The 24,160-nt window shown below is 67.9% G+C and carries 26 protein-coding genes and 1 pseudogene; 16 read left to right on the top strand and 11 right to left on the bottom strand.

Going from position 1 to position 24,160, the window contains the following annotated elements:
- The first annotated feature begins 87 nt into the window (after positions 1-87).
- The 8 genes from WEB06_01350 (at position 88) to WEB06_01315 (ending at position 5,944) form a co-directional block, all read left to right on the top strand.
- Positions 88-1,200, top strand: coding sequence for an acetyl-CoA acetyltransferase (locus tag WEB06_01350; GenBank protein ID MEX2554258.1), 1,113 nt, complete (start codon positions 88-90; stop codon positions 1,198-1,200).
- A gap of 2 nt (positions 1,201-1,202) precedes the next feature.
- Positions 1,203-1,577, top strand: a complete 375-nt coding sequence (locus tag WEB06_01345; protein ID MEX2554257.1) for a VOC family protein — start codon at positions 1,203-1,205, stop codon at positions 1,575-1,577.
- Positions 1,578-1,579: 2 nt separating this feature from the next.
- Positions 1,580-2,755 carry a thiolase domain-containing protein gene (locus WEB06_01340; protein ID MEX2554256.1) on the top strand — a complete coding sequence of 392 codons (1,176 nt, stop codon included), beginning with the start codon at positions 1,580-1,582 and terminating at the stop codon, positions 2,753-2,755.
- A 5-nt stretch (positions 2,756-2,760) separates the two neighbouring features.
- The gene (locus tag WEB06_01335) at positions 2,761-3,123 is read left to right on the top strand and encodes a pyridoxamine 5'-phosphate oxidase family protein (protein MEX2554255.1); all 363 of its coding nucleotides are present in this window, start codon (positions 2,761-2,763) and stop codon (positions 3,121-3,123) included.
- Positions 3,123-3,761, top strand: a complete 639-nt coding sequence (locus tag WEB06_01330) for a Zn-ribbon domain-containing OB-fold protein (GenBank protein ID MEX2554254.1) — start codon at positions 3,123-3,125, stop codon at positions 3,759-3,761. Before WEB06_01335 ends, WEB06_01330 begins: the two co-directional genes overlap by 1 nt.
- Positions 3,761-4,225, top strand: a complete 465-nt coding sequence (locus WEB06_01325; GenBank protein ID MEX2554253.1) for a Zn-ribbon domain-containing OB-fold protein — start codon at positions 3,761-3,763, stop codon at positions 4,223-4,225. The genes WEB06_01330 and WEB06_01325 overlap by 1 nt, the downstream gene beginning before the upstream one ends.
- A gap of 74 nt (positions 4,226-4,299) precedes the next feature.
- Complete coding sequence (locus WEB06_01320; GenBank protein MEX2554252.1) at positions 4,300-4,776, top strand: DinB family protein; 477 nt, start codon at positions 4,300-4,302, stop codon at positions 4,774-4,776.
- Positions 4,777-4,795: 19 nt separating this feature from the next.
- Positions 4,796-5,944, top strand: a complete 1,149-nt coding sequence (locus WEB06_01315) for an acyl-CoA dehydrogenase family protein (protein MEX2554251.1) — start codon at positions 4,796-4,798, stop codon at positions 5,942-5,944.
- 6 nt (positions 5,945-5,950) lie between these two features.
- Here WEB06_01315 and WEB06_01310 read toward each other — a convergent pair whose 3' ends face one another.
- From WEB06_01310 to WEB06_01300, 3 genes are read right to left on the bottom strand one after another with little or no spacing between them, the layout of a single operon-like run.
- Positions 5,951-6,547 carry a hypothetical protein gene (locus WEB06_01310; protein MEX2554250.1) on the bottom strand — a complete coding sequence of 199 codons (597 nt, stop codon included), beginning with the start codon at positions 6,545-6,547 and terminating at the stop codon, positions 5,951-5,953.
- Entirely contained in the window at positions 6,547-7,734 is a 1,188-nt protein-coding gene (locus WEB06_01305; protein ID MEX2554249.1) for a TrkA C-terminal domain-containing protein, read from the bottom strand. Before WEB06_01305 ends, WEB06_01310 begins: the two co-directional genes overlap by 1 nt.
- Positions 7,734-9,128 (bottom strand): magnesium transporter, encoded by a 1,395-nt coding sequence (locus WEB06_01300; GenBank protein MEX2554248.1) that lies wholly within the window; start codon positions 9,126-9,128, stop codon positions 7,734-7,736. The genes WEB06_01305 and WEB06_01300 overlap by 1 nt, the downstream gene beginning before the upstream one ends.
- Before the next feature lie 93 nt (positions 9,129-9,221).
- On the opposite strand from WEB06_01300, the gene WEB06_01295 reads away from it, so the two are divergent.
- Positions 9,222-10,040, top strand: coding sequence for a TylF/MycF/NovP-related O-methyltransferase (locus WEB06_01295; protein MEX2554247.1), 819 nt, complete (start codon positions 9,222-9,224; stop codon positions 10,038-10,040).
- 25 nt (positions 10,041-10,065) lie between these two features.
- Here WEB06_01295 and WEB06_01290 read toward each other — a convergent pair.
- The 4 genes and pseudogenes from WEB06_01290 to WEB06_01275 form a co-directional block, all read right to left on the bottom strand.
- Positions 10,066-10,186, bottom strand: a pseudogene (locus tag WEB06_01290) (chromate resistance protein ChrB domain-containing protein).
- A complete protein-coding gene (locus WEB06_01285; GenBank protein MEX2554246.1) occupies positions 10,153-10,383 on the bottom strand; it encodes a hypothetical protein in 231 nt (76 codons plus the stop codon). The pseudogene WEB06_01290 and the gene WEB06_01285 overlap by 34 nt, the downstream one beginning before the upstream one ends.
- An 11-nt stretch (positions 10,384-10,394) precedes the next feature.
- On the bottom strand, positions 10,395-10,895 hold the full coding sequence (locus tag WEB06_01280; GenBank protein MEX2554245.1) for a DinB family protein: 501 nt from the start codon (positions 10,893-10,895) through the stop codon (positions 10,395-10,397).
- Between the two features lie 8 nt (positions 10,896-10,903).
- Complete coding sequence (locus WEB06_01275) at positions 10,904-12,046, bottom strand: acyl-CoA dehydrogenase family protein (GenBank protein ID MEX2554244.1); 1,143 nt, start codon at positions 12,044-12,046, stop codon at positions 10,904-10,906.
- Positions 12,047-12,189: 143 nt separating this feature from the next.
- Here WEB06_01275 and ccrA point away from each other — a divergent pair, with 143 nt between their 5' ends.
- Together ccrA and WEB06_01265 are read left to right on the top strand one after the other, a co-directional pair.
- On the top strand, positions 12,190-13,374 hold the full coding sequence (gene ccrA / locus WEB06_01270; GenBank protein MEX2554243.1) for a crotonyl-CoA carboxylase/reductase: 1,185 nt from the start codon (positions 12,190-12,192) through the stop codon (positions 13,372-13,374).
- Positions 13,375-13,427: 53 nt separating this feature from the next.
- Complete coding sequence (locus WEB06_01265; GenBank protein ID MEX2554242.1) at positions 13,428-13,961, top strand: DUF2231 domain-containing protein; 534 nt, start codon at positions 13,428-13,430, stop codon at positions 13,959-13,961.
- On the opposite strand, the gene WEB06_01260 is transcribed toward WEB06_01265, so the two are convergent.
- Together WEB06_01260 and WEB06_01255 are read right to left on the bottom strand one after the other, a co-directional pair.
- Positions 13,915-15,159 carry a winged helix DNA-binding domain-containing protein gene (locus tag WEB06_01260; protein ID MEX2554241.1) on the bottom strand — a complete coding sequence of 415 codons (1,245 nt, stop codon included), beginning with the start codon at positions 15,157-15,159 and terminating at the stop codon, positions 13,915-13,917. The two genes, WEB06_01265 and WEB06_01260, sit on opposite strands and share 47 nt — an antisense overlap.
- Positions 15,160-15,189: 30 nt before the next feature.
- Entirely contained in the window at positions 15,190-16,368 is a 1,179-nt protein-coding gene (locus WEB06_01255) for an acetyl-CoA C-acetyltransferase (GenBank protein ID MEX2554240.1), read from the bottom strand.
- A 90-nt stretch (positions 16,369-16,458) separates the two neighbouring features.
- Here WEB06_01255 and mce point away from each other — a divergent pair, with 90 nt between their 5' ends.
- Together mce and WEB06_01245 are read left to right on the top strand one after the other, a co-directional pair.
- Positions 16,459-16,857: a methylmalonyl-CoA epimerase gene (gene mce / locus WEB06_01250; GenBank protein MEX2554239.1), complete on the top strand. Its 399-nt coding sequence runs from the start codon at positions 16,459-16,461 to the stop codon at positions 16,855-16,857.
- Between the two features lie 10 nt (positions 16,858-16,867).
- Positions 16,868-17,878, top strand: coding sequence for a glycosyltransferase family 2 protein (locus WEB06_01245; protein ID MEX2554238.1), 1,011 nt, complete (start codon positions 16,868-16,870; stop codon positions 17,876-17,878).
- On the opposite strand, the gene WEB06_01240 is transcribed toward WEB06_01245, so the two are convergent.
- Complete coding sequence (locus tag WEB06_01240; GenBank protein ID MEX2554237.1) at positions 17,865-18,326, bottom strand: hypothetical protein; 462 nt, start codon at positions 18,324-18,326, stop codon at positions 17,865-17,867. The two genes, WEB06_01245 and WEB06_01240, sit on opposite strands and share 14 nt — an antisense overlap.
- 594 nt (positions 18,327-18,920) lie before the next feature.
- Between WEB06_01240 and WEB06_01235 the strand changes: the two genes are divergently transcribed.
- The 3 genes from WEB06_01235 to WEB06_01225 all read left to right on the top strand — a co-directional run bounded on the left by WEB06_01235 (position 18,921) and on the right by WEB06_01225 (position 23,554).
- A complete protein-coding gene (locus WEB06_01235; GenBank protein ID MEX2554236.1) occupies positions 18,921-20,309 on the top strand; it encodes an ammonium transporter in 1,389 nt (462 codons plus the stop codon).
- A gap of 177 nt (positions 20,310-20,486) precedes the next feature.
- Positions 20,487-20,804, top strand: a complete 318-nt coding sequence (locus tag WEB06_01230; GenBank protein MEX2554235.1) for a winged helix-turn-helix domain-containing protein — start codon at positions 20,487-20,489, stop codon at positions 20,802-20,804.
- 5 nt (positions 20,805-20,809) lie between these two features.
- Positions 20,810-23,554, top strand: a complete 2,745-nt coding sequence (locus tag WEB06_01225; GenBank protein MEX2554234.1) for a cation:proton antiporter — start codon at positions 20,810-20,812, stop codon at positions 23,552-23,554.
- A 2-nt stretch (positions 23,555-23,556) separates the two neighbouring features.
- On the opposite strand, the gene WEB06_01220 is transcribed toward WEB06_01225, so the two are convergent.
- Positions 23,557-24,160, bottom strand: a 604-nt coding sequence (locus tag WEB06_01220; GenBank protein MEX2554233.1) for a class I SAM-dependent methyltransferase, incomplete at its 5' end; no start/stop codon positions are given.

Genomic DNA, 24,160 nt, shown 5'->3' with positions numbered 1-24,160 from the left:
TCGGGTAGGCGTCTGCGCTCGCGCGATCGGATGGTCCGAAACGCCCCGCGTTGCCGCTCCTTCTCGGGCGTTGATAGGTTTCCGCGCGTGCCGGGGCTGGAACGCGTTGCCATCGTGGGGGTCGGCCAATCGGGCTTCGCCCCGATAACCGCCGGCATCTCCTACAAAGAGCTCATCTTCGAGGCCGCCCAGCGCGCCTACGCCGACGCCGGCGTGAACCCAAGGGACGACGTCGACTCCTTCGTCTCCGTCGCAGAAGACTTCCTCGAAGGTACGAGTATCTTCGACGAGTACACCCCCGACCAGGTGGGTGCCGCGCAAAGACCGATGCACACCATCACCGCCGACGGCCTCTTCGGGCTCGCGACCGGGGTGATGCTGATCCTTTCCGGGGTCGCCGAAGTGGTGGCCGTCGAGGGCCACTCGAAGATCTCCGATGTGCTCACGCTGGATCGGATCATCGACTTCGCGCAGGATCCGGTGCTGAACCGGCCACTGGAGATCCACCCGTCCCACGTGGCCGGACTCGAGATGCGGCGCTGGATGGAGTCGAGCGGCGCCGGCGAGGAGCAGGTCGCCCAAGTCGTGGTGAAGAACCACCGCAACGCGCTGGACAACCCCTCCGCCGCCTACCCGGCGTTGACCACGGTCGAGCAAGTGCTCGCATCGCAGCCGGTCGCGGAGCCGCTGCGCGCCGGCCACATCGCAGGCCGCGCGGACGGTGCCGTGGTCGTCGTCCTCGCCTCCCAGAAGGCGGCCAAGCGCCTCGCCGGCCGTCCGGTCTGGGTGACCGGCGTCGGATGGTCTCAGGACGCGCCCTCGCTCGAGAGCCGGGATTGGACGCGTGCGCGGTATCTGAAGCTGGCGGCCGACCGTGCCTACGCGATGGCCGGCATCAAGCAGCCGAGCAAGAAGATCTCTTTGGCCGAGGTCAACGACTCGTACGCGTACAAGGAGCTGCAGCACCTGGAGGCGCTCGGGCTCGCCGGCAATGGCGTCGTCGTGAACCCCGGCGGCGGATGCATCGGGCGGGGGAACCTTTTCGAAGCCAACGGTCTCGCTCAGACGGCGGAGTGTGTCGTGCAGTTGCGCGGCGAAGCCGGACGGCGTCAGGTCAAGAACGCGAGCACCGCGCTCTCGGCATCGTGGCGCGGCGTGCCGACGTCGACCGGTGCGGTCGCGGTGTTCGAGGCGGAGTGACCATGCTGAAGCGCGTCTACAACGCGCACTACTGGACGAAGGGGATGGACGCCTCGGTGTCCTTCTACCGTGACGTTCTCGGCTTGACGTTCGCCTCGCGCAGCGGCGACGACTGGGCAGAGTTCGACGCCGGCGGCACGACGGTCGCGCTGCACGGAACCTACGAGGGTCACGCGCCGCCGACCGACGGGGCGACGGTTGTGTTCGAGGTCGACGACCTCGAAGGCGAGATGCGCGCCCTCGGCGGGCGCGGCGTCGCGTTCGAGGGCGAGGTCAACGAGGTTCCGGGATACGGACGGTTCGTGTCGTTCCGCGATCCCGACGGGAACCTCCTCCAGATGTTCGAGCGTGCCGACGTCGCCCAGGGCGAGGAGTAGGGATGGGCAGGAAGGTCGCGGTCGTCGGCGCGGGGATGACGAAGTTCGTCCGACGCGCGCAAGAGACCGGCAAGGAGCTCTCCTGGCAGGCTGCGTCGGCGGCGCTCGACTCCTGCGAGCTCGGGCTCAAAGACGTCGACATGGTCTGCCTCGGCTCGGCGCCGGACGCGTTCGACGGCGTACACATGAAGGGCGAGTACCTCTCGGACGGCGCCGGAGCATGGGGGAAGCCATATATGCGGGGGTACGTCGGCGGGGGGACGGGCGTCTTCACGCCGATCCAAGGCTGGTACACCGTGGCGTCGGGGCTTGCGGACGTGGTGTTGTGTGTTTGCGAGGAGAAGATGTCCTCGACCCAGCCGCACGCCCAGGGCGCGTTCATCACGATCTTCGACAACTTCACCGAGCGGCCGCTCGGGCCGAACCTCCTCTGGATCTTCGCGCTCGAGATGCAGCGCTACATGGCGGTGCACGGGCTCGACAAGAAGGACATCGCCGCGGTAAGCGTCAAGAACAAGCGCAACGCAGCGAACCATCCTGCGGCTCTGTTGGGGGACGCGAACATCACCGTCGAGGATGTCCTGAACTCCGAGGTGCTCGCGTGGCCGGTGCAGCGGCTGGACGTCTCGCCGGTCTCCGACGGCGCCGTCGCGATCGTGCTCGCTTCGGAAGACGTTGCCAAACGGATCACGCCGAAGCCGGTATGGGTGTCGGGCGTCGGCTGGGAGCTCGACACCGCGTACTGGACCAACCGAGACCTGTATTTCCCGTCGTACGTCGAGCGCGCCGCCCGTCGCGCGTACGACATGGCCGGCATCAAGGAGCCGCGCAAGGAGATCAACCTCGCCGAGCCGTACGACCCGTTCGACTACAAGGAGCTGCACCACCTCGAGGGGCTGATGCTGTTCGACAAAGGGAAAGCTCCGGATGCGATGCGGGACGGCGTGCTGTACCGGGACGGCGATCTGCCGTCGTGCCCGTCGGGCGGGCTGCTCGGGGTCGGGAACCCGATCGCGGCGGCCGGCCTGATGAAGATCGCGGAGCTGTTCTGGCAATTGCGCGGCGAGGCCGGTGGCCGGCAGGTCCCCGGCTCGCCGAAGACGGGGGTCGCGCAGGCGTGGGGCGACTTGATGCAGGTCGGCACGGTGGTCGTCATGCAGAACGGGAAGAAGGCGTAGCGCGTGTGGACGGGCTCGCGTTCATCGCCGACCGGCCGCTCGGCGTGCTCGCCACGGTCGGCAAGGACGGCACACCGCACGCCGTGCCGATCGAGGTGCTCGTTCGAGACGGCAAGGTCTACTGCTGGTGCGAGGGGGATTCGGTGAAGGCGCGCAACGCGAAGCGGAACGGCCGCGCTGCGCTCATGGCCTACAAGGGAACGTCGGGAGCGCTCGTTCGCGGACCGGTCCGGCTGTTGACCGAGGCGGATCCGTCGTACGAGTCGATCGCGCGCGGGTTCCTCGACAAGTACCAGCGCGAAGAAACCTTCGGAAACGACAGCCTCATCGAGTTGACGCCCGAGCGCGTCGCGACCTGGGAGGACTGATGCCGCGCGACGGCTCCACGACGCAACCGCTCGATCTCCGCGGTCCGACGTCGCTGTCCGACAAAGAGTTCCGCTCGGGCATCGGCGTGGACTTCGCGGTCGAGGCCCGCTATGCATGGGACGCCGGCGTCGCCATCGGGGGCTACCTCGATGGGTTGAAGCGGGGCGTGATCCTCGGTCGTATCTGCCACGGATGCGATCGGACGCTGGTTCCGCCCCGCATGTTCTGCGAACAGTGCTTCCGTCCGACGGACGCGTGGACGACCGTGCGGGACACCGGCACCGTCAACACGTTCTCGCTCGCGTACATCACGTGGGATATGCGCGAGCTCACCGAGCCCGACATCCCCGCGGTGATCGACCTCGACGGAGCCTCGCCGGGGATCGGGATCATGCACAAGCTCGGGGACGTCGACCCGAAGACCGTTCATACCGGGATGCGCGTGAAGGCGGTTTGGAAACCGCCCGCGGAGCGCGAAGGCTCGATCCTCGACATCGCGTACTGGACGCCCATCGAGCGCGGCTCCAAGAAGGCGAAGCGGAAAGCGCCTGCGAAGCCGAAACCGAAGGCGAAACCGAGATCCGCGGCGGGCGCCAAGAAGTCTTCGAAGTCAAAGGCGAAGGGCGGGCGGCGCTGATGCTCGAGAAGATCACCAACCCGGAACGCGTCCGGATCGTCGAGGGAGAGATCCCGGTTCGCCACCGGTACACACCCGGCATCGCCGGCGACCGGTTCTTCCGGGCCCTCAGGGACAAGGGTCAGATCCTCGGCACTCCGTGCGCGGCCTGCGACGTCACCTACGTCCCCGGGCGTGCGTTCTGCGAGCGCTGCTTCGCGGCGTTGGAGGAGTGGGTTCCGGTCGGGCCCGGCGGGACGCTCGAGTCGTTCACCGCGGTGCACGTCGATCTGCACGGTGAGCGGGTGCTCGAGTCGCAGCCGGTTGGGCTGGTCAAGCTGGATGGAGCAACAACGGTGATGGTTCATCGTCTCTCGTTGGGTCGCGGCGTGCCGCGCATCGGCGCCAGGGTCGAGGCCGTTCTCAGGCCGAAGAAGGCCCGCATCGGGTCTATCAACGACATCGAAGGCTTCCGGCTCGTCTGACGCGGAAAATCTCCCGCGGGGATCGGGACCCGCCGCCTATTCTCTGCCGGGTCGTGCGCGGGGAGGGGAGATCTATGGACGCCGAGCAGCGAACCGAGCTCCTGAAGCGCTACATGGACGGGCACAGGGTCGTCCTCGATGCGCTGGAAGGGATCACCACCGCCGAGCTCGATCGTCGTCCGGCGCCGGACGAATGGACGGCGCGCGAGATCGTCCATCACCTCGCCGACAGCGAGATGACCTCCGCGATCCGCCTGCGGAAGCTGCTCGCCGAGGACAACCCGGTGATAGAGGGGTACGACGAGGCCGAGTTCGCGCGACGCTTCACCTTCGACCGGCCGCTCGAGGCTTCGCTGGACGCGCTGGCCGCAACGCGAGCCACGAGCGCGGAGATCGTTGAGCGCATCGGCGAAGCCGATTGGCGGCGCACGGGACGGCACTCCGAGAGCGGGCCTTACGGGGTCGAGACGTGGCTCGAGATCTACGCGAACCACGCGCACGACCACGCCGACCAGATACGGCGCGCGCGCGGAGCCGTCGAGACCTCCTGAGGCGATACGCTACGGCCCCATGGACTTCCGGTTCACTCCCGAGCAAGACGAGTTCCGAAAGACGGTTCGTTCGTTCGCGGAAGAGGTCATCGAGCCGCGCGCCCAAGAGATGGACGAGACCGGCGAGTTCCCGGTCGACATCGTCAAGCAGATGGGCGCGCTCGGCCTGTTCGGCCTCCCGTTCCCCGAGGAATACGGTGGCTCCGGCGCCGACTTCACGACGCTCTGCATAGCCATCGAAGAGCTCGCTCGGATCGATTCATCGATGGCCATCACGCTCGAGGCCGGCGTCGGCTTGGGGGCGATGCCGATCTACCTGTTCGGGAGCGAGGAGCAGAAGCAACGGTGGCTCGTCCCCCTCGCGCGCGGCGAGCACATCGCCGGGTTCGGGCTCACCGAGCCCGGCGCCGGCTCGGACTCCGGAAACACCCAGACAAAGGCCGTTCTCGACGGCGACGAGTGGGTTATCAACGGGTCCAAGGCGTTCATCACCAACGTCGGTACACCGCTGTCGCTGTTCGTCACGCTGACCGCCGCGACGGGGGAGCGCGGCGGTCAGAAGGAAGTCTCCAACATCGTCGTGCCCGTCGGGACGCCCGGCTTCACGATCGGCAAGGCGTACAAGAAGATCGGATGGCATGCGTCGGACACACGCGAGCTCGCGTTCGACGACTGCCGCGTCCCGGAGGAGAACCTGCTCGGGACGCGTGGGGAAGGGTTCCGGAACTTCCTCATCATCCTGGACGGCGGCCGCGCCGCCATCGGCGCGCTCGCGGTTGGGCTCGCGCAGGGCTGTCTCGAGCAGTCGGTCGCGTACGCGAAGGAACGCAGGCAGTTCGGCAGGCCGATCGCCGACTTCCAGGCGATCCAGTTCAAGCTCGCCGATATGGCCGTCGCGACGGAGCTAGCGCGACTCGCGGTCTACCGGGCCGCATGGATGAGCGATCAGGGGATGCCGTTCAAGAAGGAAGCCTCGATCGCGAAGCTCTTCGCGTCGGAAGCGGCCGTCACCGCCGCGCGCGAGGCCGTCCAGATCCACGGCGGCTACGGTTACATCAACGAGTCGGCGGTCTCTCGCTTCTATCGCGATTCGAAGGTGCTCGAGATCGGTGAGGGCACGAGCGAGGTTCAGCGGATCTTGATCGCCCGGGACCTGCTCGGCTCGTAGGGCTCGTCAGCCGCCGGGCGCGACCGACCCGGCCGTTCGGAACTGGACCTCCTTGAAGGCCTCGATGTCGTAGGTCTGATACGCGACCGCACCCAGGGCGCCGACGAGCACGACACCGGCCACCATCCCTTGGAAGATGCGCCGCGCTCTCATCCCGATCGCGGCCACGGCCATGCCGCCGGCCGCGCCGCCGGCCAGCGTGAGCAACCCGATCCGGAGGATGAAGCTTCGGATCGCGGTCCCGCCTTCCTCCTTGATCAACGTCGCGAGCGAAGATGGGTCTTTGGTGGCGAGCAGCGCGTCGGGCAGCGACGGCTCGCCGACGACGCTGATCACGGTGCCGCGGAAGCTCAGGAATCCGGTGTGCGTGTTTGCCTCGGCGAAGCCGGGGGTGAGCCGGCCGGCGACGTTCACCGCGAGCTCGGTCGTGCCGGAGGTCGACGGCCTCATCTTCATCTCCACCACGATCGGCCCTATCCGATACGGGGCCGATCCGAAGGCCGATATCGCGACCAGCGATCCCGCGGCGCCGAGCAGCATGGCCGCTGCGAGCCAACGCACTTGCGCGACTTGATGCGGTGGGGCGATCGCGGACCCTTCCATCACTTCTCCTTCTCATCCGGCGAGGCACAGATGTCTTCGAGCTCGGAGGCGCCGTCCTCGGGCCCGACGGCGAGGATCCGGTCCCCGGCCTGAAGCGTCAGCGCCCCACGGGGCCGATAGATCCAGCGTCCTGCGCGCTGCACCGCCAGGACGTCCATCCCGGTCTCCGTCCGAAGGGACAACGCGCGGAGGCTGCGGCCGTCGGCGGAGGAGCTCTTGGATACCGTGACCTCCGCGACCACCTCGTCCGCCTCGGCGAGCGCCTCCGCGATGATCGGATGCGGTTCTTCCTCGCGCTCGACGAGCAAGGTCATCTCTTGCGCGGCGTCGGCGATCCGCTCGGCGGCGAAAGCCAGATGCAGGAGCCCACGGAGCTCGTCGGAGTCGGCGCCCTCGCTCACGGCGCGCAGGACCCATCGCTCGAGCTCGTGATGCATCTCGTCGGTTGCGTCCTCCAGCGAAGCCACCTCGGCCGCGAGGCCCTTGTCGTGGAACAGGACCGCGGAGTACGCGAGCCCGACGGCGACCTCGGATGCGTTCTTCATCTCGACGAGGAGGTCGACGGCACGGTCGATGCCGGTCAAGGTCTTCTCAGCCGGCTCACGGAGGTCCCGTCGCGGGGCGCCGGCGAGCTCGCGCACGAGGTCCACGCCCTCCTCGGGGCCTTGAAGGAACAAGACGTCGCCGCCGGCCAGCACCTCGTCGCCTTCCGGAGCGAAGATCCATTGAACGTCGCGCCGGATCGCGATCGCCCACATACCGGTTTCGGTCGGGAGTGCGAGCTCCTCGAGGGTCTTGCCTTCGATCAGGTTCTCGTCGCGGAGCCGCACGCGCGCGACGACCTCCTCCGCGTGGCGGAGGTCGTCTCGCAGCTGGCTCGGGACCCCGAGATCCTTCAAGACCACGCGCGCGATGTCCTCAGCGGCATCGCCGATCTTCTCGATGGTGCTGGCGAGCCCGAGTACACCCGACATCGCTTCGGCGTCTTCCGGCGACCGGGCGGCAAGGATCGCGATCTGGCGCAGACGGTCGATGATCAGCCCCATCTTGTTCTCGAGCTCGAGGACCTCCTGTGCGATGCGGTCGTCGCCGAAGAAGACGGCGGCATAGGCCAGGTCGACCATCAGCTCCGAGACGTCCTTCGCCTCGGCCAGGAGGTCTTTTACGGTCCGCGGCTCCTCGGGCATCAGCGAACTCCCAACAGGACCACGACGCCGATGACGCTGACGACGCCGACGAGGTCCATCGCACTGGTGATCATCGGGATCCCATGATTATCGGGGTCGAGGCCGAAGCGGAAGGTAGCGACCGCCGTCGCGTAGGCCATGATCGCCGCCCCCACCGTACAAAGGTACCCGGCGAGCAAGGCGATCCCGATCATCTGGAATACGCCGGGGCTCGCGAACCCGAGCGCGATCGCCACGTAGTGACTGGTGAGTCCCGTGAGTCCGAAGTTCAGCAGAGCCCAGGGCCCCGCGAGCGAGATCTCCAGCGCCGCGAGGCGCTCCGGGAGCAGGCGCGGCCGGATGGAGCCGAGGTGGAGCCGGCTGGCGAGCCTGCTGGCGACGATCCCCCCCAGGGCCCCGGCGTTCTCGAGGAACGGGGGCATGAGCACGAGGAGCGCGGGAAGGCTGGTGAATCGGTCGAGCCGGTGTTCCACGATGGTGCCGGCGAGGATGTTGACCAGGCCGGTCAGAGCCAGCACAAGAACGCTTTCGCGGAGGATACGACGAGCGGTCGGGAGCTTGGTTCGGAATGTCTGCACCAAGCACAACGCGCACGCGAAGGCGCACGCGAGGCCCACCCCGAGCGTCACGTTCTCGGCCTTGGCGATGTAGGAGGCTGCGAACAGCGCCGGCAACGTGATGAGATCGCCCATGAACGTGATCAGCGGGGCGGCGACCGAGTCCAGGTCCCACTCGCGGCGATGGCCCTCGCGCGCAAGCAGGACGGTGAGCCCCAGGATGAACGCGCTCGACACGACGCCGCCGATGACGCTGATCACGACGTAGTCCCAGATAGAGATGCTCGGAAGACCCGTGGCCGCCGACACCGCGCGGGCGGCTCCCGCGAGGAAGAGCGACGTCGTGAACGTGAGCAGTGTCGCGGCGTAGATGTTCTGATAGAGAACCCCGCGCTTGTCGAAGCCGAACCGGAAGAGCCCGGCGTGGATACTCGTCCCCAGCCGAGAGCCGAGGGCGCCGAAGATCGCACCGCGCATCCCGATCGCCGCGGGGATGAGGATGAACAGCCCCGGCAAAGCCTTCAGCCGGTTCGACATGAATCCGAGCGCCAAGCCCGTCGGAAGGTTGCCGACGGCCGACACCGACAAGGCCACCATCCCCTGCCGGAGCGTTACGCGCTCCGCGCGCCAGTAGGCGAAGACGTCTCGCAGCGCGCGGGCCGGGCGCGCGACCGCGACGACCGGCGCTCGCGCGGCGGTCTTCGCCGCCCTCGCCGGGACCCGCGCGACCTGGACGGAGACGCGCGACAGCTGACGCGCGCGCTCGATCCTGCGCTTGCGCCGTTCGGCCCGAAGCCGGTCGCGGTCCGGGGTCTGCGTCCTCGCCGGCCACCGCACACCTCACCTCCTTCATTGCGGGGCTATCGTACCCCCGGCTCGATGCGGGTCCCGGCACAAGGGCAAACTGCCGATCATCGGGGGTAGTGTTCGATGCCTATGCTCTCCGGCTTCGCGAAGCGGCTGCTCGAACGGACCGTGGCCAGGCGCGGCTATCAACTCGTCCCGGCGAGACAAGCCGATCCGCGCAAGGTGCCGGCCGATCTCGGCGACGACGCGAAACGGCTCTTCGAGCAGGTCCGGGATTACACGATGACGACGCCCGAGCGCGTCGCCTCTCTGCAGGACGCCGTTCGGTACGTAGTGTCGGCGGGCATCCCCGGCGCGATGGTCGAGTGCGGCGTTTGGCGCGGCGGCAGCATGATGGCCGTCGCGCACACGCTGCGAGCGATGGGCAGCGAGGACCGCGATCTCTACCTGTACGACACGTTCTCGGGGATGCCGAGCCCGGAGGCGCGGGACGTCGACCTCCTCTACGGCGTTTCCGCGGCCGAACGTCGGGCCCGGCACCAGGAGAAGCTCGGGAGCGATCCGATCCCGACCACACTTCAACTCCTTCCGCTCGAGGACGTGCGCCGTCTCATGCTCGACACGGGATACCCGGCGGAACGGCTCCACTTCGTGGCCGGTCTCGTCGAGGAGACGATCCCTCGTGAGGCGCCCGAGGCGATCGCCGTGCTCCGGCTCGACACGGATTACTACTCTTCGACCCGCCACGAGTTCCAGCATCTGTACCCGCGCGTCTCCGACGGTGGCGTCGTGATCATCGACGACTACGGGCGGTGGAAGGGATCTCGGGAAGCGACGGACGAGTACCTCGCCGAGCACGGCTTACACGTGCTTCTGCACCGGATCGACGCCGCCAGCCGGATGATCGTGGTTCGTCGGCCTCCCGGCCCGCGCGCCTTCTAGCCCGCTCGCGCGTTCCGGCACGACGGAAGGTCGCTTCAGGTTTCGATGTACCGGCGGATAGGCCAAGGACACGCGATCCGATCGGTCTTCGGCCGCGCCCTGGTGAGCCACTTCATTGCTCCACGGGCTCGATCTCGGTGGCGTAGAGGTTGAAGATGCGCCCGTCGTCGAGCTTCACCTCGAACGCTCCTTTGGCGCCGTCGAAGCCCGGCGTGACCCACTCGATGACGCCTTCCATCCCGATGATGTCCTGGGGCACCGGTGTGCCGGGCTCGGGATCGGGACGAAGCGCCACGACCTTCACCCGTTCGCCGGGCTGGAGCTGATCCTTCTTGCGTGCCATGAGACCTCTCTTCAGTCGCCGGTCGAGCCGTCGATCAGCTCGCGGGTGATGTCGGCGTGCCCGGCGTGCCGCGCCGTCTCCTCGATCATGTGAACGAGGATCCAACGCAACGTTCTCGGCTTCCCCCGCGCGTCTACCGCCGAGAAGTCGTCGAGCGATGGAGCAGCTTTCACGATCTCGCTCGCTCTCGCGTACTGGGACCGGTAGAACGCTGCGACGTCCTCGATCGTCCGATCCTCGGGAACCTTGAAATCGATGTCGGGATCCTCTTCGCTGCCCGGGATCGGCTCATCGGGCTCTCCGGCGAAGCAGGTCCGGAACCACCACTGTTCCACGTAGGCGAGGTGCTGGACCAGGCCGATGAGCGAGTTCGCCGTCTCTGCGGGTTTCCATCGCGCCTGCTCCTCGGTCAGGCCCTGGAGCTTGGCGATCATGGTCTCGCGGTAGTAGTCGAGGAAAGCGACGAGCATGGTGCGCTCGTCGGCCGCATACGGTGGATCCACTCGCTCCATGCTCCTCCTCAGCGGGTCAGTGTGCGGGCGATGACGAGCCGTTGTATCTGATTCGTGCCCTCGTAGATCTGCGTGATCTTGGCGTCACGCATCATGCGCTCGAGCGGGAAATCCTTCATGTAGCCGTAGCCGCCGAGCACCTGCACCGCGTCGGTCGTCACGGCCATGGCGGTGTCGGACGCATACGCCTTCGCGATGGCCGCCCAATACGACACGCGAGGGTCTTGCTCGGCTACGGCAGCCGCCGCCTTGTACACGAGCAGCCGCGAAGCCTCGACCCGCATCGCCATGTCGGCGAGCATGAACCCCACGCCCTGGAACTCCGCGATCGGCTGGCCGAACTGACGGCGTTCCTTCGCGTAGGCGGTGGCCAGGTCGAACGCTCCCTGCGCGATGCCGAGCGCCTGCGCGCCGATCGTCGGCCGCGAGAAGTCCAAGGTCCGCATCGCGTACGTGAAACCAAGGTTCTCCTCGCCGACGAGATCCTCGGGCTCCGCCCGGTATCCGTCGAGGATGACCTCGCGCGTGGGCGAGCCTCGGATCCCCATCTTGTGCTCCTCGCGGCCGATCGAGAACCCCGGGGAATCACGGCGGACGACGAAGGCTGAGATGTTCTTCCCGCGACTCCCCTGCGGATCCGTCACCGCGAACATCAGATACGTGTCGGCCGGTCCGGCGTTCGTGATGAACCGTTTCGTTCCGGTGAGCACCCAGCCCCCTCCGTCGCGGATCGCGCGGGTGCGCATGGCGGCAGCGTCGGATCCCGAGCCGGGCTCGGTCAGGCAGTAGGCGATCTGCCGCTCGCCGCGGACGACCGCACCGAGGACGTCCTTCCGCTGCGTGTCACTGCCGGCGAGCATGATCGGGATGGACCCCAGCCGATTCACCACCGGGATCTGTGAGACGGCGGCCGACCAGCGGCTGATCTCCTCGACCAGGAGGACGAACTCGATGGGCCCTCCGGAGCCGCCGACGTCCTCCGGATACCCAACGCCCATGAGCTCGTTGTCTACGAACAGCCGGTGCATGTCCCAGGGGAACTCGTCGGCCTCGTCGATCTCCGTCGCGCGCGGCCCGACCTTCTCGTCGACGAGCCGGCGAACGGTCTGGCGGAAGAGCTCTTGCTCCTCGCTCAGCCGGAACCCCTCCATCGCGCTCACCCTAGCGCAGCCGGTTTGACGCTGGCGCGGAGAACAGCAATAACTGGCGGACCAAACCGCGAGGAGGTTCCGCAGTGCCCAAAGACCTATACGCCGTCGGCGAGATCCCGCCCATCGGGGACGTTCCGAAGCGCATGCATGCGCAGCTCATCAGGCCGGAGCGATTCGGCGATCCGGAGAAGGCGTTCCAGATCGAAGAGATCGAGGTTCCCGATCCCGGCCCCGAGGACGCGCTCGTGCTCGTGATGGCCGCCGGGATCAACTACAACAATGTGTGGGCGGCGCGCGGGATCCCGGTCGACATCACGAAGGTTCACGGCCGGTTCGGCGAACCGACCGATTTCCACATCGGCGGCTCGGACGCTTCGGGCGTCGTCTACGCGACCGGCGACAAGGTGAGCACCCTCAAGATCGGCGATCGGGTCGTCGTGCACTGCGGTCAGTGGGAGTCCGACGACCCGATGGTGAAGGCCGGCGAGGATCCGATGTTCGCGAACTCGTTCCGGATCTGGGGCTACGAGTCGAACTGGGGATCGTTCGCGCAGTTCACGAAGGTCCAGGCGCATCAGTGCATGCCGAAGGCGCCGCACCTCACGTGGGAGGCGGCGGCCGCGCCGACGCTGGTCGGCGCGACCGCGTACCGGATGCTGACCGGCTGGCCCCCGCACGCGGTGCGGCCGGGCGACGCGGTGCTGGTGTGGGGCGGCGCCGGAGGGCTGGGCTCGATGGCCATCCAGATCGTGCGCGAGCTGGGGGGCAAGGCGGTCGCCGTCGTGTCGAGCGACGACAAGGGTGAGTTCTGCAAGAAGCTCGGCGCGGTCGGCTACATAAATCGAAAACGCTTCGACCACTGGGGCGTGCCGCCGCACTGGACCGACACCGAGGGCTACAACAACTGGCTCACCGGCGCGAAGGGGTTCGGAAAGGCGCTTTGGGATGCGCTCGGGGAGAAGCGGAGCCCCCGCATCGTGTTCGAGCATCCCGGCGAGGACACCGTCCCGACGTCGATCTTCGTGGCCGACACCGGTGGGATGGTCGTGATCTGCGCCGGAACGACGGGCTACAGCGCCGTCGTCGATCTCCGCTATCACTGGATGCGGCAGAAGCGCTTCCAGGGATCGCACTTCGCCAACGACGAGCAGTCGAACGCGTTCAACGATCTCGTCGTGGCCGGCAAGATCGATCCGTGTCTGTCGAAGACGTTCTCCTTCGAAGCGATCGGAACCGCGCACCAGCTGATGTTCGAGAACCGCCACCCCGAAGGAAACATGGCGGCGCTCGTGAGCGCGCCGGAGCCGGGGTTGAAGGATCTGCCGTAACGGTTGCCGCCACGCGATCGCGGGGAAGAACGCCTCGACCAGGAGGTGATCGCATGGGTCGGTTCGGCTTGGGCTCGACGTTCAGGATCCGGGACCGGAAGTTCTACGGCTTGCGAGGGTTCGAAGGGAAGCCACTCCACCCGCCGTTCACCGATATCCCCGTCGGCGCATACGTCATCGCGCCGGTCCTCGACGTGATCGGGTACATCGGTCGCGACCGGACGTGGGGACGCGACCTCTTCGTCGCGGCCGGCTACACCTTGCTCGCCGGCGCGATCGGGTCTCTGTTCGCGGTGCTGACCGGCTTCGTCGACTGGCTCAAGATGCGGCCGGGTTCGGAGGTGCGCCGGATAACGAACAGCCACTTCCTCGCGATGGTCGTCACGAACGTTCTCGTGGTCACGGATCTCCTCCACCGGCGCGGGATCGACGAAGAGGTGGTTTCCGTGGGGCTCATGATCCATAGTCTCGCCGTGCTCGTCGTGATGACGTTCGGCGCCGCGATCGGCGGTTCACTCGTATTCGACAAGGGGTACCGCGTCAGGATGCGGCAGGCGGCCGCCGGCGAGCCGGGCGAGCAGGCTTAGCCTTCGCCGAGGCGGGCTTCACGACCGGCGCCGGCTCCGGCTTGGTCGCGGGCTTCGTCGCCACCGGTCGCTTCGCGAGCGGCTTCAGATGCGCGCCCTGCCCGGCGGTCGCGATCGGCTTGCCGATCTTCACGCGGCTGATCTGCGTGTCGCGCGCATGGAAGTACGCAGCGACCAGTCCGGCCTCGGCTTCGATCGCGGCCATCGCGCGGGGCGCCGGCTCCTCGAAGAGGCCGATCCGGATCGCGATCCGCTTGTCGGCGAGCGTGTAGTCCCACAGCCCGGCGACCTTCCCTTCGACCAGGATCATGCTTGTAGCGTTGCCACCTTTGTCGTACAGGTAGGGCAAGACCTCGGCGTCGGCGAAGCGCGTCCGCGACGGTTCCGCGTACCCCATCGTGTAGGAGTCCCATGCCGGCAGGAGGTTGACGCGGTTCGCGACCGGCCGCGTCCCTTCGAAGCCGCGAACGTCCTTCTCGAACATCAGGAGGCCGTCCCCCAGGTCGGCCGGATCGTGGGCGCGTATCGCGGCCTCGGCCTGGGACGCCGGCACGCCGGCCCACCACGCGAAGTCCTCGACGGTGACCGGGCCGAACGCCTTGATGTAGTCGCCCGCGAGCCAGGTCAGCGCTTCCGTTGGGTCGGCGTCCGGGAGCTCGTGCCCGAGCCAGACGCGCATCGCGGCGTACGTGAAGAGGTTGGACTGCACCGTCTTCGGCTTCACGCGGATCAGCTTGCCCTCCGCGCAGAGTGCCTGAAGGACCGGCGTTAGCTTCTCCGGCGGATCCTTGATCGCCTCGCGGATCGCGTCGGCGGTCATCGGCCGCCCGGCGGCCAACAGGATCTCCCGTTCGAGCCGCGTGTACTCGTCCTCGGTTATCCCTTCGCGTTTCAGGAGAAACACGTACGGCGCTGAGGTATCGGTCGCATGGAACGCCATGTGCGCGGTTTCGACGTGCAGCATCCACACCGTTCGGCGCATCGCCGGCAGTCGCAACGCGATGCGCGACTCGACCGCGCCCTCCACCATGCCCTGCCCGAGTCGCGGGACGCGCGCGAGCAGCGAGAGCGCGCCTTGTGGGTTCGCGCTGTAGACGCCGATGATCGAGCGGAGGCAATCGTCGATGCCGCGGGACGACCGGTCCAGCCGCTGGCGTCTCCACGACCACCAGCGGATCTGCTCGAGGTCGGCGCTCACCCGGCTCCCGCGCCGCTCGCCGAGCTCGCGCTACACCTTGATGATCAGCGCGTCGCCCTGACCACCGCCGCCGCAGAGCGCCGCGGCACCGGTTCCGCCGCCGCGCCGCTTGAGCTCGTTGGCGAGCGTGAGGATCAGGCGCGCGCCGCTCATCCCGATCGGATGCCCGAGCGCCACCGCACCGCCGTTGACGTTGACGCGGTCCTCGGAGACGCCGAGATCCTTGCCCGATGCGATCGCGACCGACGCGAACGCTTCGTTCATCTCGTAGAGGTCCAGCCCCGCCGCGTCGAGGCCGGCCTTCGAGGCCGCCGCCTTGATCGCGTTCGCGGGCTGCAGGTGAAGCGAGTTGTCCGGGCCGGCGACCTGACCGTGCGCGACGACGGTCGCGATCGGTTCGAGTCCCAACGATCTTGCCTTGTCGGCGCTCATCACGACCATAGCCGCGCCGCCGTCGGAGATCTGCGAGGCGTTGCCCGCGGTGATGGTGCCTTCTTTCTGGAACGCCGGTGCCAGCTTCGCGAGCGACTCGGCCGTGGTGCCCGGCCGGATGCCCTCGTCCTCTTCGATCAGGATCGGCTCGCCCTTGCGCTGCGGGATCTGCACCGAGACGATCTCGTCGCGCAGGCGGCCGGCTTTGGTCGCGTCGGCGGCGCGCTCGTGCGAGCGAGCGGCCCACTCGTCCTGCTCGGCCCGGCTGATGCCGCGCTTGGAGTTCACGGTGTCGGAACCGTCGCCCATGTGCTTGTGGTCGAACGCGTCCCACAGGCCGTCCCAGATCATCAGGTCGACGAGCTTGGCGTCGCCCATCCGTGCGCCCGTGCGTCCCTTGGGCATCGCGTACGGGGCGTTCGTCATGGACTCCATGCCGCCGGCGATCGCGATCTCGATCTCGCCGGCGCGGATCAGCGTGTCGGCGAGGTGGACGGCGTTCAAGCCGGACAGGCAGACCTTGTTGATCGTGATGGCCGGTACGTCCATGGGGATGCCGCCCTTGGTCGCTGCCTGGCGAGCCGTGATCTGCCCCTGGCCGGCCTGCAGCACCTGACCCATGATCACGTAGTCGATCTGCTGGCCGGACAGGCCCGCGCGCCGCAGCGCTTCGGCGATCGCGAATCCGCCCAGATCCATGGCGGTGAAGTCGGCGAATCCTCCCAGGAACTTGCCGATCGGCGTGCGTGCGCCGGAGACGATAACCGTTTCGCTCATCGAGAGAACCCCCTGCTCTTGAGGCCTTCTGGCGCGATCTGCCAGGTTCTCCATCCTAGCGCGCCACGCGGAGCGGGTAGAATCCGGCCGATGTTCGACCGGGTAGACCACGTGGGCATCGCGGTGAAGGACCTCGAAACCGCGATCGCCTTCTACGAAGCCGCGTTCGGCGTGAAGCTCGCACACCGCGAGACCGTTGAGGAACAGGGCGTCGAGGAAGCGATGTTCCGCGTGGGCGAGTCCTGGATCCAGCTCCTCCGGCCGCTCGGTCCGAACACCCCCGTCGGCAAGTACATCGAGAAACGGGGCGAAGGTGTGCACCACATCGGGTACGGCGTGTCGGACCTGAAAGCCGTCCTGGAGCACCTGAAGGGCGAGGGGATGCAGCTGATCGACGCCGAGCCACGTCGGGGCTCACGGGGATCGATGGTCGCGTTCGTTCATCCCAAAAGCGTCGGGGGCGTTCTGGTCGAGCTGGTGCAGGAGTGACCTCGGTCCGGTGACGTCGCGCCCCGTCCCGCCCGAAGTCTCGATCGTCATCCCGGTCTACAACGAGCAAGAAAGCCTCCCCGAGCTGGCCCGGCGATTGCGCGCCGTGCGTGACTCGCTTCCGCCGAGCGAGGTGATCCTTGTGGACGACGGCTCGACCGACGGCTCCAGCGCCGCGCTCGACGCGCTCCACCGGGAGGATCCCTGGTTCCAGGTCGTGCGCTTCACGCGCAACTTCGGCCAGACCGCGGCGATGGCCGCCGGGTTCGACCACGCGCGCGGGCGCGTGATCGTGACGATGGACGCCGACCTCCAGAACGACCCCGCCGACATCTCGAAGCTCCTCGCGAAGCTCGATGAAGGCTTCGACGTCGTCAGCGGCTGGCGCGTCGATCGCAAGGACAAGTATTGGAGCCGGCGGATCCCGAGCGGCATCGCGAACCGGCTCATCTCGCGGATCTCCAAGGTTCAGCTCCACGACTACGGCTGCACGCTGAAGGCCTATCGCCGCGACGTCGTCGATGAGCTCGAGCTGTACGGCGATGCGCACCGATTCCTGCCGGCGCTCGCCGCGGTCGTGGGGGACCGCGTCGCCGAGATCCCGGTCACGCATCACCCGCGCGAGCACGGTCGCTCGAAGTACGGGATCTCTCGCGTGTCGAAGGTCTTCCTCGACCTCCTCGCGCTCCCGTTCATGTTGCGCTTCTTCAACCGGCCGATCCGGTTCTTCGGCGGATTGGGGCTGATGTTCGGCGCGGTGGGCTCGGCGGTGCTCGGCTACCTCGCGTACCAGCGGCTCGTGCTCGATCGCTCGATCGGGACGCGGCCGCTGCTGTTCCTCGGTGCCCTGCTGGTGATGATGGGGGTGCAGTTCATCTCGCTCGGCCTCATCGGCGAGCTGGTGATCCGTACCTACTACTCGTCCCGCGGACGCCACGCGTACCACGTCCGGCGCGCGCTCACCGGATGCACGCCGGGCCATCACACCTGCGGCGCCGGAGAGACGATCACGCTTTCGTAGGCGTTCTGCGCCGGGCCGAGGCGGCCGCGCGTGCCCATCGAAGCATCTCCCCGCGCAAGTGATCGAGCCCGGCCGCGCCGACCCGGTAGTAGATATCGCTTCCGAGTCGCCGCGGTCGGGTTCCCGAAGGCCGGAGCCCGACCGCGCTCGCGGTCGACGACCACGGGAACAGCTCGAGCTCAACGGGGAACAGGAAGACGGTGGAGCGGATCCAGCCGGTCGCCCGGCGTAACGGACACACACCGCTCAACGCAGGCGTCTCCAGGCGAACACTGGGGAGCTCGAGGACGAGACGTCCTCGGTCCACCTCGAGGCACCAGTGCTCATGCCCTTCCGGCGCGCCGCTCCCGACGTCGAGAAGAGCCAGATCGAGCGCGGTCGCTGCGGAGTCGGGCGGAAGGTTCACGACGCGCTCCATGTAGGACGGTCCGGGGAACCGATACGTCATCTCGGTGACCTCCTGGTCTCATTTGGGCTCCGGCTCACGGTAGAGGCGCTTTGTTTCACCGATGAGTCATCGGCGTGAAGTCGTGGTGAACGTCGGAGGAAACGGCCGGAATTAACCTGCGTTTCATGGGAACGAAACCGCCCCGCAACATGCGTGTGCCAGCATGCGCGCGGGAGGTGACGCGGATGGAGCTGATCGTAGGAGCGCTGCTTGAGGTCATGGACGACGAGGACTTGTGCGCGGCTCCGCAGCGCGACCGCCTCGATGAGGCGCTCGCGGCGCGCTGCGCGTCGCTGTAGGGCTCGGGCACCGGCTCGACGGTCACGGGGATTCGGCCGGGAGACCCAGCAGAAGATGCCCGCCAGGCCGGGACGTTCGCCGACGACGTCGGGCGTCCCGGCCCTTCTTTCTGTGCCGGCGATGCGCGAGATTTGATGGAGGGACGAAAAACTCTTTTACGCGGTCGTAACGGCGATGACACAGGGATGAAACAGGCGCCCGTTATGGTCGCTCCGACGCTCGAGGACTGGAGGTCGGATGGGCACACGCAAGCGCAGGTTGCTCGTGCTGGGGGGAGCCGCGGTCGTCTTCTTGATGGCATCCCCCATCGCTGCATGGGCGCAGGGGGCCGAGGGACCGTCGGCGGAGACAATCGCGATCGATACGGTCTGGACCCTGTTGGCGGCCTTCTTGGTCTTTTTCATGCAAGCCGGATTCGCGATGGTCGAGGCTGGGTTCACGCGACAGAAGAACGCCGCGAACATCGTGATGAAGAACCTGATGGACTTCGGCATGTCATCCATCGCGTTCTGGGCGGTCGGATTCGCGCTGATGTTCGGAGCCGGGAACGCGCTCTTCGGAACGAGCGGCTGGTTCCTCAGCGGTGGAGAGGGCACCTTCGATTCGCTTTCGTGGGCGACCCCGCCGCTTTCCGCGAAGTGGATCTTCCAGGTGGTGTTCGCCGGAACAGCGGCGACCATCGTTTCGGGAGCCATGGCAGAACGAACGAAGTTCAAGGCGTACATCCTGTACAGCGGCCTCATCTCGGGCCTCATCTATCCGATAGCCGGGCACTGGATCTGGGGTGGAGGCTGGCTCGCAACGCGAGGATTCCTCGACTTCGCCGGCTCGACCGTCGTGCATTCCGTCGGCGGATGGGCGGCCATGGTCGGCGCGATCATGCTCGGCCCGCGGATCGGCAAGTACGGTCCCGACAAGAAGCCTCGCGCGATCCCCGGGCACAGCATGCCCTTGGCCTTCCTCGGCGTGTTCATCCTGTGGTTCGGCTGGTTCGGGTTCAACCCCGGCTCCACCCTGGCGGCGAACGAGCTCGCAGCGCACATCGCCGTGACGACGAACCTGGCGGCGGCCGCCGGAGCGATCATGGCCATGTTCACCGCATGGATGTTCGGCAGGAAGCCGGACGTCGGCATGACCGCGAACGGTGCCCTGGCCGGCTTGGTCGCGATAACCGCTCCGTGTGCGTTCGTCGAACCCTGGGCGGCCGTCGTGATCGGAGGCATCGGCGGCGTGCTCGTGTACTTCGCGGTCAAGGCGTTCGATAAGGCCGGCGTGGACGATCCTGTCGGGGCGGTCTCCGTACACGCGATCAATGGTGTGTGGGGCACGCTCGCCGTTGGGATCTTCGCCGCCCCGCGCCTTGTGGAAGGACTGACCAACGTCACTCCTGGTCTCGCATACGGTCATGGCTTGGGCCAGCTCGGGACGCAGGCGCTCGGGGTGGTCGCCGTTGCCGGCTGGACAATCGTGAGCGCGGCGATCGTCTTCGGATTGATCAAGGCCACCGTCGGGCTTCGCGTGAGTCGTGAAGAGGAGATCGAGGGCCTCGATATCGGCGAGCACGGCATGTGGGGATACCCCGAAGCTTTCCTCGGGCCCACGGCACTCGCGACGCCGGAGGCGATCGCGACCGCACGAAACGGCGTGAAAGCCGAAGCGGACGTGGTGCATCCCAGGATCTAGTCACGCGCACGCCGAGGGTGGAGGAAGGATGGTCCTTCCTCCACCTTGGCTTCTCAAGTCAGGGGCGCGGGACCGGCTGGCAGGATGCGTCGCTTCACCGGTTCGTCCGACAAAGATTTAATCCGCAGGAAACACGGGCGAAAAAGGCCGGTAACGTCCCTCACCTACTCTGGGAGCATGACGAACGCGGCTCCGGTCACGATGGGGGCCATCGTCCTCGGCAGATTGTGGGTAGACGTCGAGAGCTACCGCGCCGAGTTCGCCGGTCGCGCTCTCACCCTCTCGCGCTCCCAGCTCGAGCTCCTCGCGATCCTGGCCGCCAATAGGAACCGCGTTGTGTCCCGAGACGAGCTTTCCGAGGCGCTTCGGCTTGCGCGAGGCCGGTCGGTCGACGTCCTCCTGTCCGGCCTGCGGCGTGAGATCGGGCGGGACTTCGTGAGGAATATCCGCAACCGCGGCTGGATCGTCGAGCCCGGCACGCTCGAAGAGCGGTAGCCGGCATGGATGCGGCGCCGCTCCTATTGCGGCTGTTCGCCGTCCTCGTCGCGGCGCGGATCGCCGCCGAGGTCGCGGAGCGCTTCCGCCAGCCGGCCGTGCTGGCAGAGATTGCGGCGGGGATCATCATCGGTCCGTCGCTTCTGGGCCTCGTGCACCATGACGAAGCCCTCTCGCTCCTGGCCGAGCTCGGAGCGATCCTGTTGCTGTTCGAGGTCGGTCTTCACATGGACCTCGCCGATCTCCGGAGCGTCGGTGGGGACTCCATCCGCGTTGGCGTTATCGGGGTCGCCGTACCGATGGGTGGAGCGCTGGCCGTGGTTCGGGTGGTGGGTGTCGACGGATCCGCGGGACTGTTCCTCGCCGCCGCGCTCACGGCGACCAGCGTCGGCATAACCGCCCGCGTGTTCGCGGATATGCGCGCCCTGACCACGCCCGAGGCCCGGACCGTGCTCGGAGCGGCGGTCGCAGACGACGTCATCGGTCTACTCATCCTCACCATCGTGTTGCGGGTCTCGACCGGCGGCGGTCTGGATGCGGCCGGCGCGGCCGGCGTGCTCGGGGCGGCGCTGGCGTTCGTGGTCGTCGGAACCGCCGTCGCTCACTGGATCGTTCCACGCGGCCTCGCCGCGGTCGCAGAACGGGCACGCGCCGATGGCACGCTGCTGGTCGCCGGCGTCGCCCTGGCGCTGGGGCTTGCAGGCGTCGCGTCGTGGGCGAAGCTGGCCCCGATCGTCGGCGCGTTCGTGGCAGGCGTCGCCGTGGGCTCGAGCTCGGCCGCCGACGACCTTCAGCGGAGGCTGGCGCCACTCGGCCACCTGCTGATCCCGATCTTCTTCCTGTCGATGGGGGTCGACACCCAACTCGGAGCGTTCACCGACTCGAAGGCCATGGCCATCGCCGGCGTGCTGCTCGTCGTCGGCTTCGCCGGGAAGATCGTGGCCGGCCTCGGAATGAAGCGCGGATCAGGCGACCGTCTGCTGGTCGGCATCGGGATGATCCCTCGCGGAGAGGTCGGGCTGATCTTCGCCGCACTCGGCCTGTCCGGCGGGATCCTCGACGCGCAGCAGCACGCCGCGCTGATCCTAGTGGTGCTGGCGACGACCGTCGCGACGCCTCCACTTCTTCGCGAGCGGACGCGGCGCATCCGCCGTGCGGCGACGGCCGCGATATCTCCGATCGAGCCACCCGGGGGCTGGCTCGAGATCACCGCCGAGACGGTCGAGCTCTCGACGATGCTGGGAGCAGAGCCGCCCACCGAGGAGGCCGCGCGGATCGGGCTCGACGCCGCGATCGCGTGCGCCACGCGGCGTCCCGGCGGGCGCTTGCTCTCGTGGCTCTCGGCGTTGCCGGACGAGTCGGTGATCTGGGATGAGGACCTGCGCCGCCGGCTCGTCGCTTTGCTGCTGGCCGGCTCCGGGCGTTCCTGGAGGTTCCTCGAGCTCAGCGGCCTGATCGCGATCCTCCTCCCCGAGATCGACGCGGCCTTACGCCGTCGGATCCGGGATCCGTTCGACCTGGATCCCGTCGGTGCGATCGTGTGGCAGGAGCTGTCCGATCTGACGGCTCTCATCCGAGCCGGGAAGGATCCGGCGGTCGAGGTGTGGGAGCGGATGGACAGGCGCGACCTGGTCGTGCTCGGCGCGTTGGCGCGCGGGGCATTCGACGGGCGGGGGAGCCCGGAGGCAGTCTCCCGTTTCGCGAAGGGGATCGGACTCCCCTCGGCGGACGCCGAGACGGCGGCCATGCTGACGGCCGAACGGCACATCCTTCCCGCGGCGGCGACCCGGCTCGACCTCGGCGCCGAAGAGGACGTCCTCGAGATCGCGTCCCACATCGGGACGAAGGAGCGGGCGGACGGCCTGTACGTGCTGGCGACGGCGAGTGCATCCGATCCGACCCAGCGCGAAGCGATCCGCGAGCTGTGGAAGCTCGTCTCCGATGTGCTGTCGGACCCTGAGCTGGTGGATGCGTCGGCGTCGGATCTGCTCGAGCTCCGGCGCGACGAGGTCGGCCGCGCTCTGGAACCAGTCCTCCCCCGCGATGAGGTCCGGGCGCACCTGGCCGACGCGCCGCGCCGGTATCTCCTTTCGCAGGACGTCGCGGCGATCGCTCGGCACGTCCGCATGACCGAGACGCGCCCCGTCCGCGGAGAAGTGCGTCTCGAAGCCGAGCCGGACGGCGAGCCCGGACGATGGATCTTGCACCTCGCGTTCGTCGACCGGCGCGCCGCGCTCGCCGATGTCGCCGGCGCGATCTCCGCGAAGGGGATCTCGATCGACGAAGCCGTGGTTTCCACGTGGCGGAGCGGTATCGCCGTCGACGTGTTCCAGGTTTCTGCCGGCCCGCGGACGGATTGGGACGAGCTAAGGAGCGCGGTCACAGCCGCGCTCGACGGCGAATCAGAAACGCCGGTCGAGCCGGTCGACGCGACGGTCGCATTCGACGACCGCGCCTCGCCTTGGCACACGATCGTCGAGCTCCGCGCGCCAGACCGCCGGGGGTTGCTCGCGCGCGTCGCCGCATCGCTCGCCCGGGCCGGCGCGCAGATCCATCAAGCGACCGCCGCCACCCGCGACGGCGAAGCCGTCGATACTTTCTTCGTCACGGGCCGGCGCGGCGGCAAGCTCGATCCGGCGGAGCAGCGATCGGTGCGGGCCGCGCTCGCCGGAAAGCCGGTTCGACGCTTCCGCCCGCGCTTCGCGGTCCGAGACGCCGGCCGGCTCGTCGCCGGGTCGCGGAGGGACTAGCCTCAGCCGGGCACGCGACCGGTCAGCAGGAGCATGATCGCCCAACGTTTCAGGCCTGGGATGCGTGCGAGCCCCCGGTCGACCGCATCCCAAAGGCTTCCCCATGATCGCGGTGCCGGCGGCGTGTAGAGGAGTCGTTCCAGACGCACGTCCTCGAGCCCGGCCGCACGTCCCCACGCCTCCAGCGAGGCCGGCGAGATCTTGAAGACGTTGCGTTCGGCCGGCGTCGAGGCGCCGACGAGCATCGTTGAGGGGAACTTCCAGTTCGGCTCCATCGCGGCGACCCGGCCGCCGGGCCGAGTGACGCGCGCCAGCTCCGCAACGCCGCGGCCCGGCGACGAGAGGTGGTGCAAGGTTCCCGAGCAGAACGCCGCGTCGAACGTTCCATCGGCGAACGGCAGATCATGCGCATCGGCGATCCCGAGCGCGACCCGCCCCGTGTACGGCTCGAGCCGCTGCGAGGCGATCGCGAGCATCGGCTCGGAGGCGTCCAGCGCCGTCACGACGACCGTCGTGTTATCGAGGAGCCATCGCGCGTGAAGCCCCGTTCCGGTGCCGACCTCGAGCACATGACCGCCGCGCGACGCGCCCAGCGCGTCGGCGATG

It is taken from the genome of Actinomycetota bacterium, assembly GCA_040905475.1.
Lineage (GTDB): Bacteria > Actinomycetota > AC-67 > AC-67 > AC-67 > DATFGK01.
Note: the sequence above shows the minus strand (reverse complement) of the source record. Positions and strands in the feature narration are given on the sequence as shown.

Coding starts and splice junctions, on each gene's coding strand:
- WEB06_01345 (MEX2554257.1), top strand. CDS start 1,203: ATGCTGAAGCGCGTCTACAACGCGCACTACTGGACGAAGGGGATGGAC.
- WEB06_01340 (MEX2554256.1), top strand. CDS start 1,580: ATGGGCAGGAAGGTCGCGGTCGTCGGCGCGGGGATGACGAAGTTCGTC.
- WEB06_01330 (MEX2554254.1), top strand. CDS start 3,123: ATGCCGCGCGACGGCTCCACGACGCAACCGCTCGATCTCCGCGGTCCG.
- WEB06_01325 (MEX2554253.1), top strand. CDS start 3,761: ATGCTCGAGAAGATCACCAACCCGGAACGCGTCCGGATCGTCGAGGGA.
- WEB06_01320 (MEX2554252.1), top strand. CDS start 4,300: ATGGACGCCGAGCAGCGAACCGAGCTCCTGAAGCGCTACATGGACGGG.
- WEB06_01315 (MEX2554251.1), top strand. CDS start 4,796: ATGGACTTCCGGTTCACTCCCGAGCAAGACGAGTTCCGAAAGACGGTT.
- WEB06_01310 (MEX2554250.1), bottom strand. CDS start 6,547: ATGGAAGGGTCCGCGATCGCCCCACCGCATCAAGTCGCGCAAGTGCGT.
- WEB06_01305 (MEX2554249.1), bottom strand. CDS start 7,734: ATGCCCGAGGAGCCGCGGACCGTAAAAGACCTCCTGGCCGAGGCGAAG.
- WEB06_01295 (MEX2554247.1), top strand. CDS start 9,222: ATGCCTATGCTCTCCGGCTTCGCGAAGCGGCTGCTCGAACGGACCGTG.
- WEB06_01285 (MEX2554246.1), bottom strand. CDS start 10,383: ATGGCACGCAAGAAGGATCAGCTCCAGCCCGGCGAACGGGTGAAGGTC.
- WEB06_01280 (MEX2554245.1), bottom strand. CDS start 10,895: ATGGAGCGAGTGGATCCACCGTATGCGGCCGACGAGCGCACCATGCTC.
- WEB06_01275 (MEX2554244.1), bottom strand. CDS start 12,046: ATGGAGGGGTTCCGGCTGAGCGAGGAGCAAGAGCTCTTCCGCCAGACC.
- ccrA (MEX2554243.1), top strand. CDS start 12,190: ATGCATGCGCAGCTCATCAGGCCGGAGCGATTCGGCGATCCGGAGAAG.
- WEB06_01265 (MEX2554242.1), top strand. CDS start 13,428: ATGGGTCGGTTCGGCTTGGGCTCGACGTTCAGGATCCGGGACCGGAAG.
- WEB06_01255 (MEX2554240.1), bottom strand. CDS start 16,368: ATGAGCGAAACGGTTATCGTCTCCGGCGCACGCACGCCGATCGGCAAG.
- mce (MEX2554239.1), top strand. CDS start 16,459: ATGTTCGACCGGGTAGACCACGTGGGCATCGCGGTGAAGGACCTCGAA.
- WEB06_01240 (MEX2554237.1), bottom strand. CDS start 18,326: ATGACGTATCGGTTCCCCGGACCGTCCTACATGGAGCGCGTCGTGAAC.
- WEB06_01235 (MEX2554236.1), top strand. CDS start 18,921: ATGGCATCCCCCATCGCTGCATGGGCGCAGGGGGCCGAGGGACCGTCG.
- WEB06_01230 (MEX2554235.1), top strand. CDS start 20,487: ATGACGAACGCGGCTCCGGTCACGATGGGGGCCATCGTCCTCGGCAGA.
- WEB06_01225 (MEX2554234.1), top strand. CDS start 20,810: ATGGATGCGGCGCCGCTCCTATTGCGGCTGTTCGCCGTCCTCGTCGCG.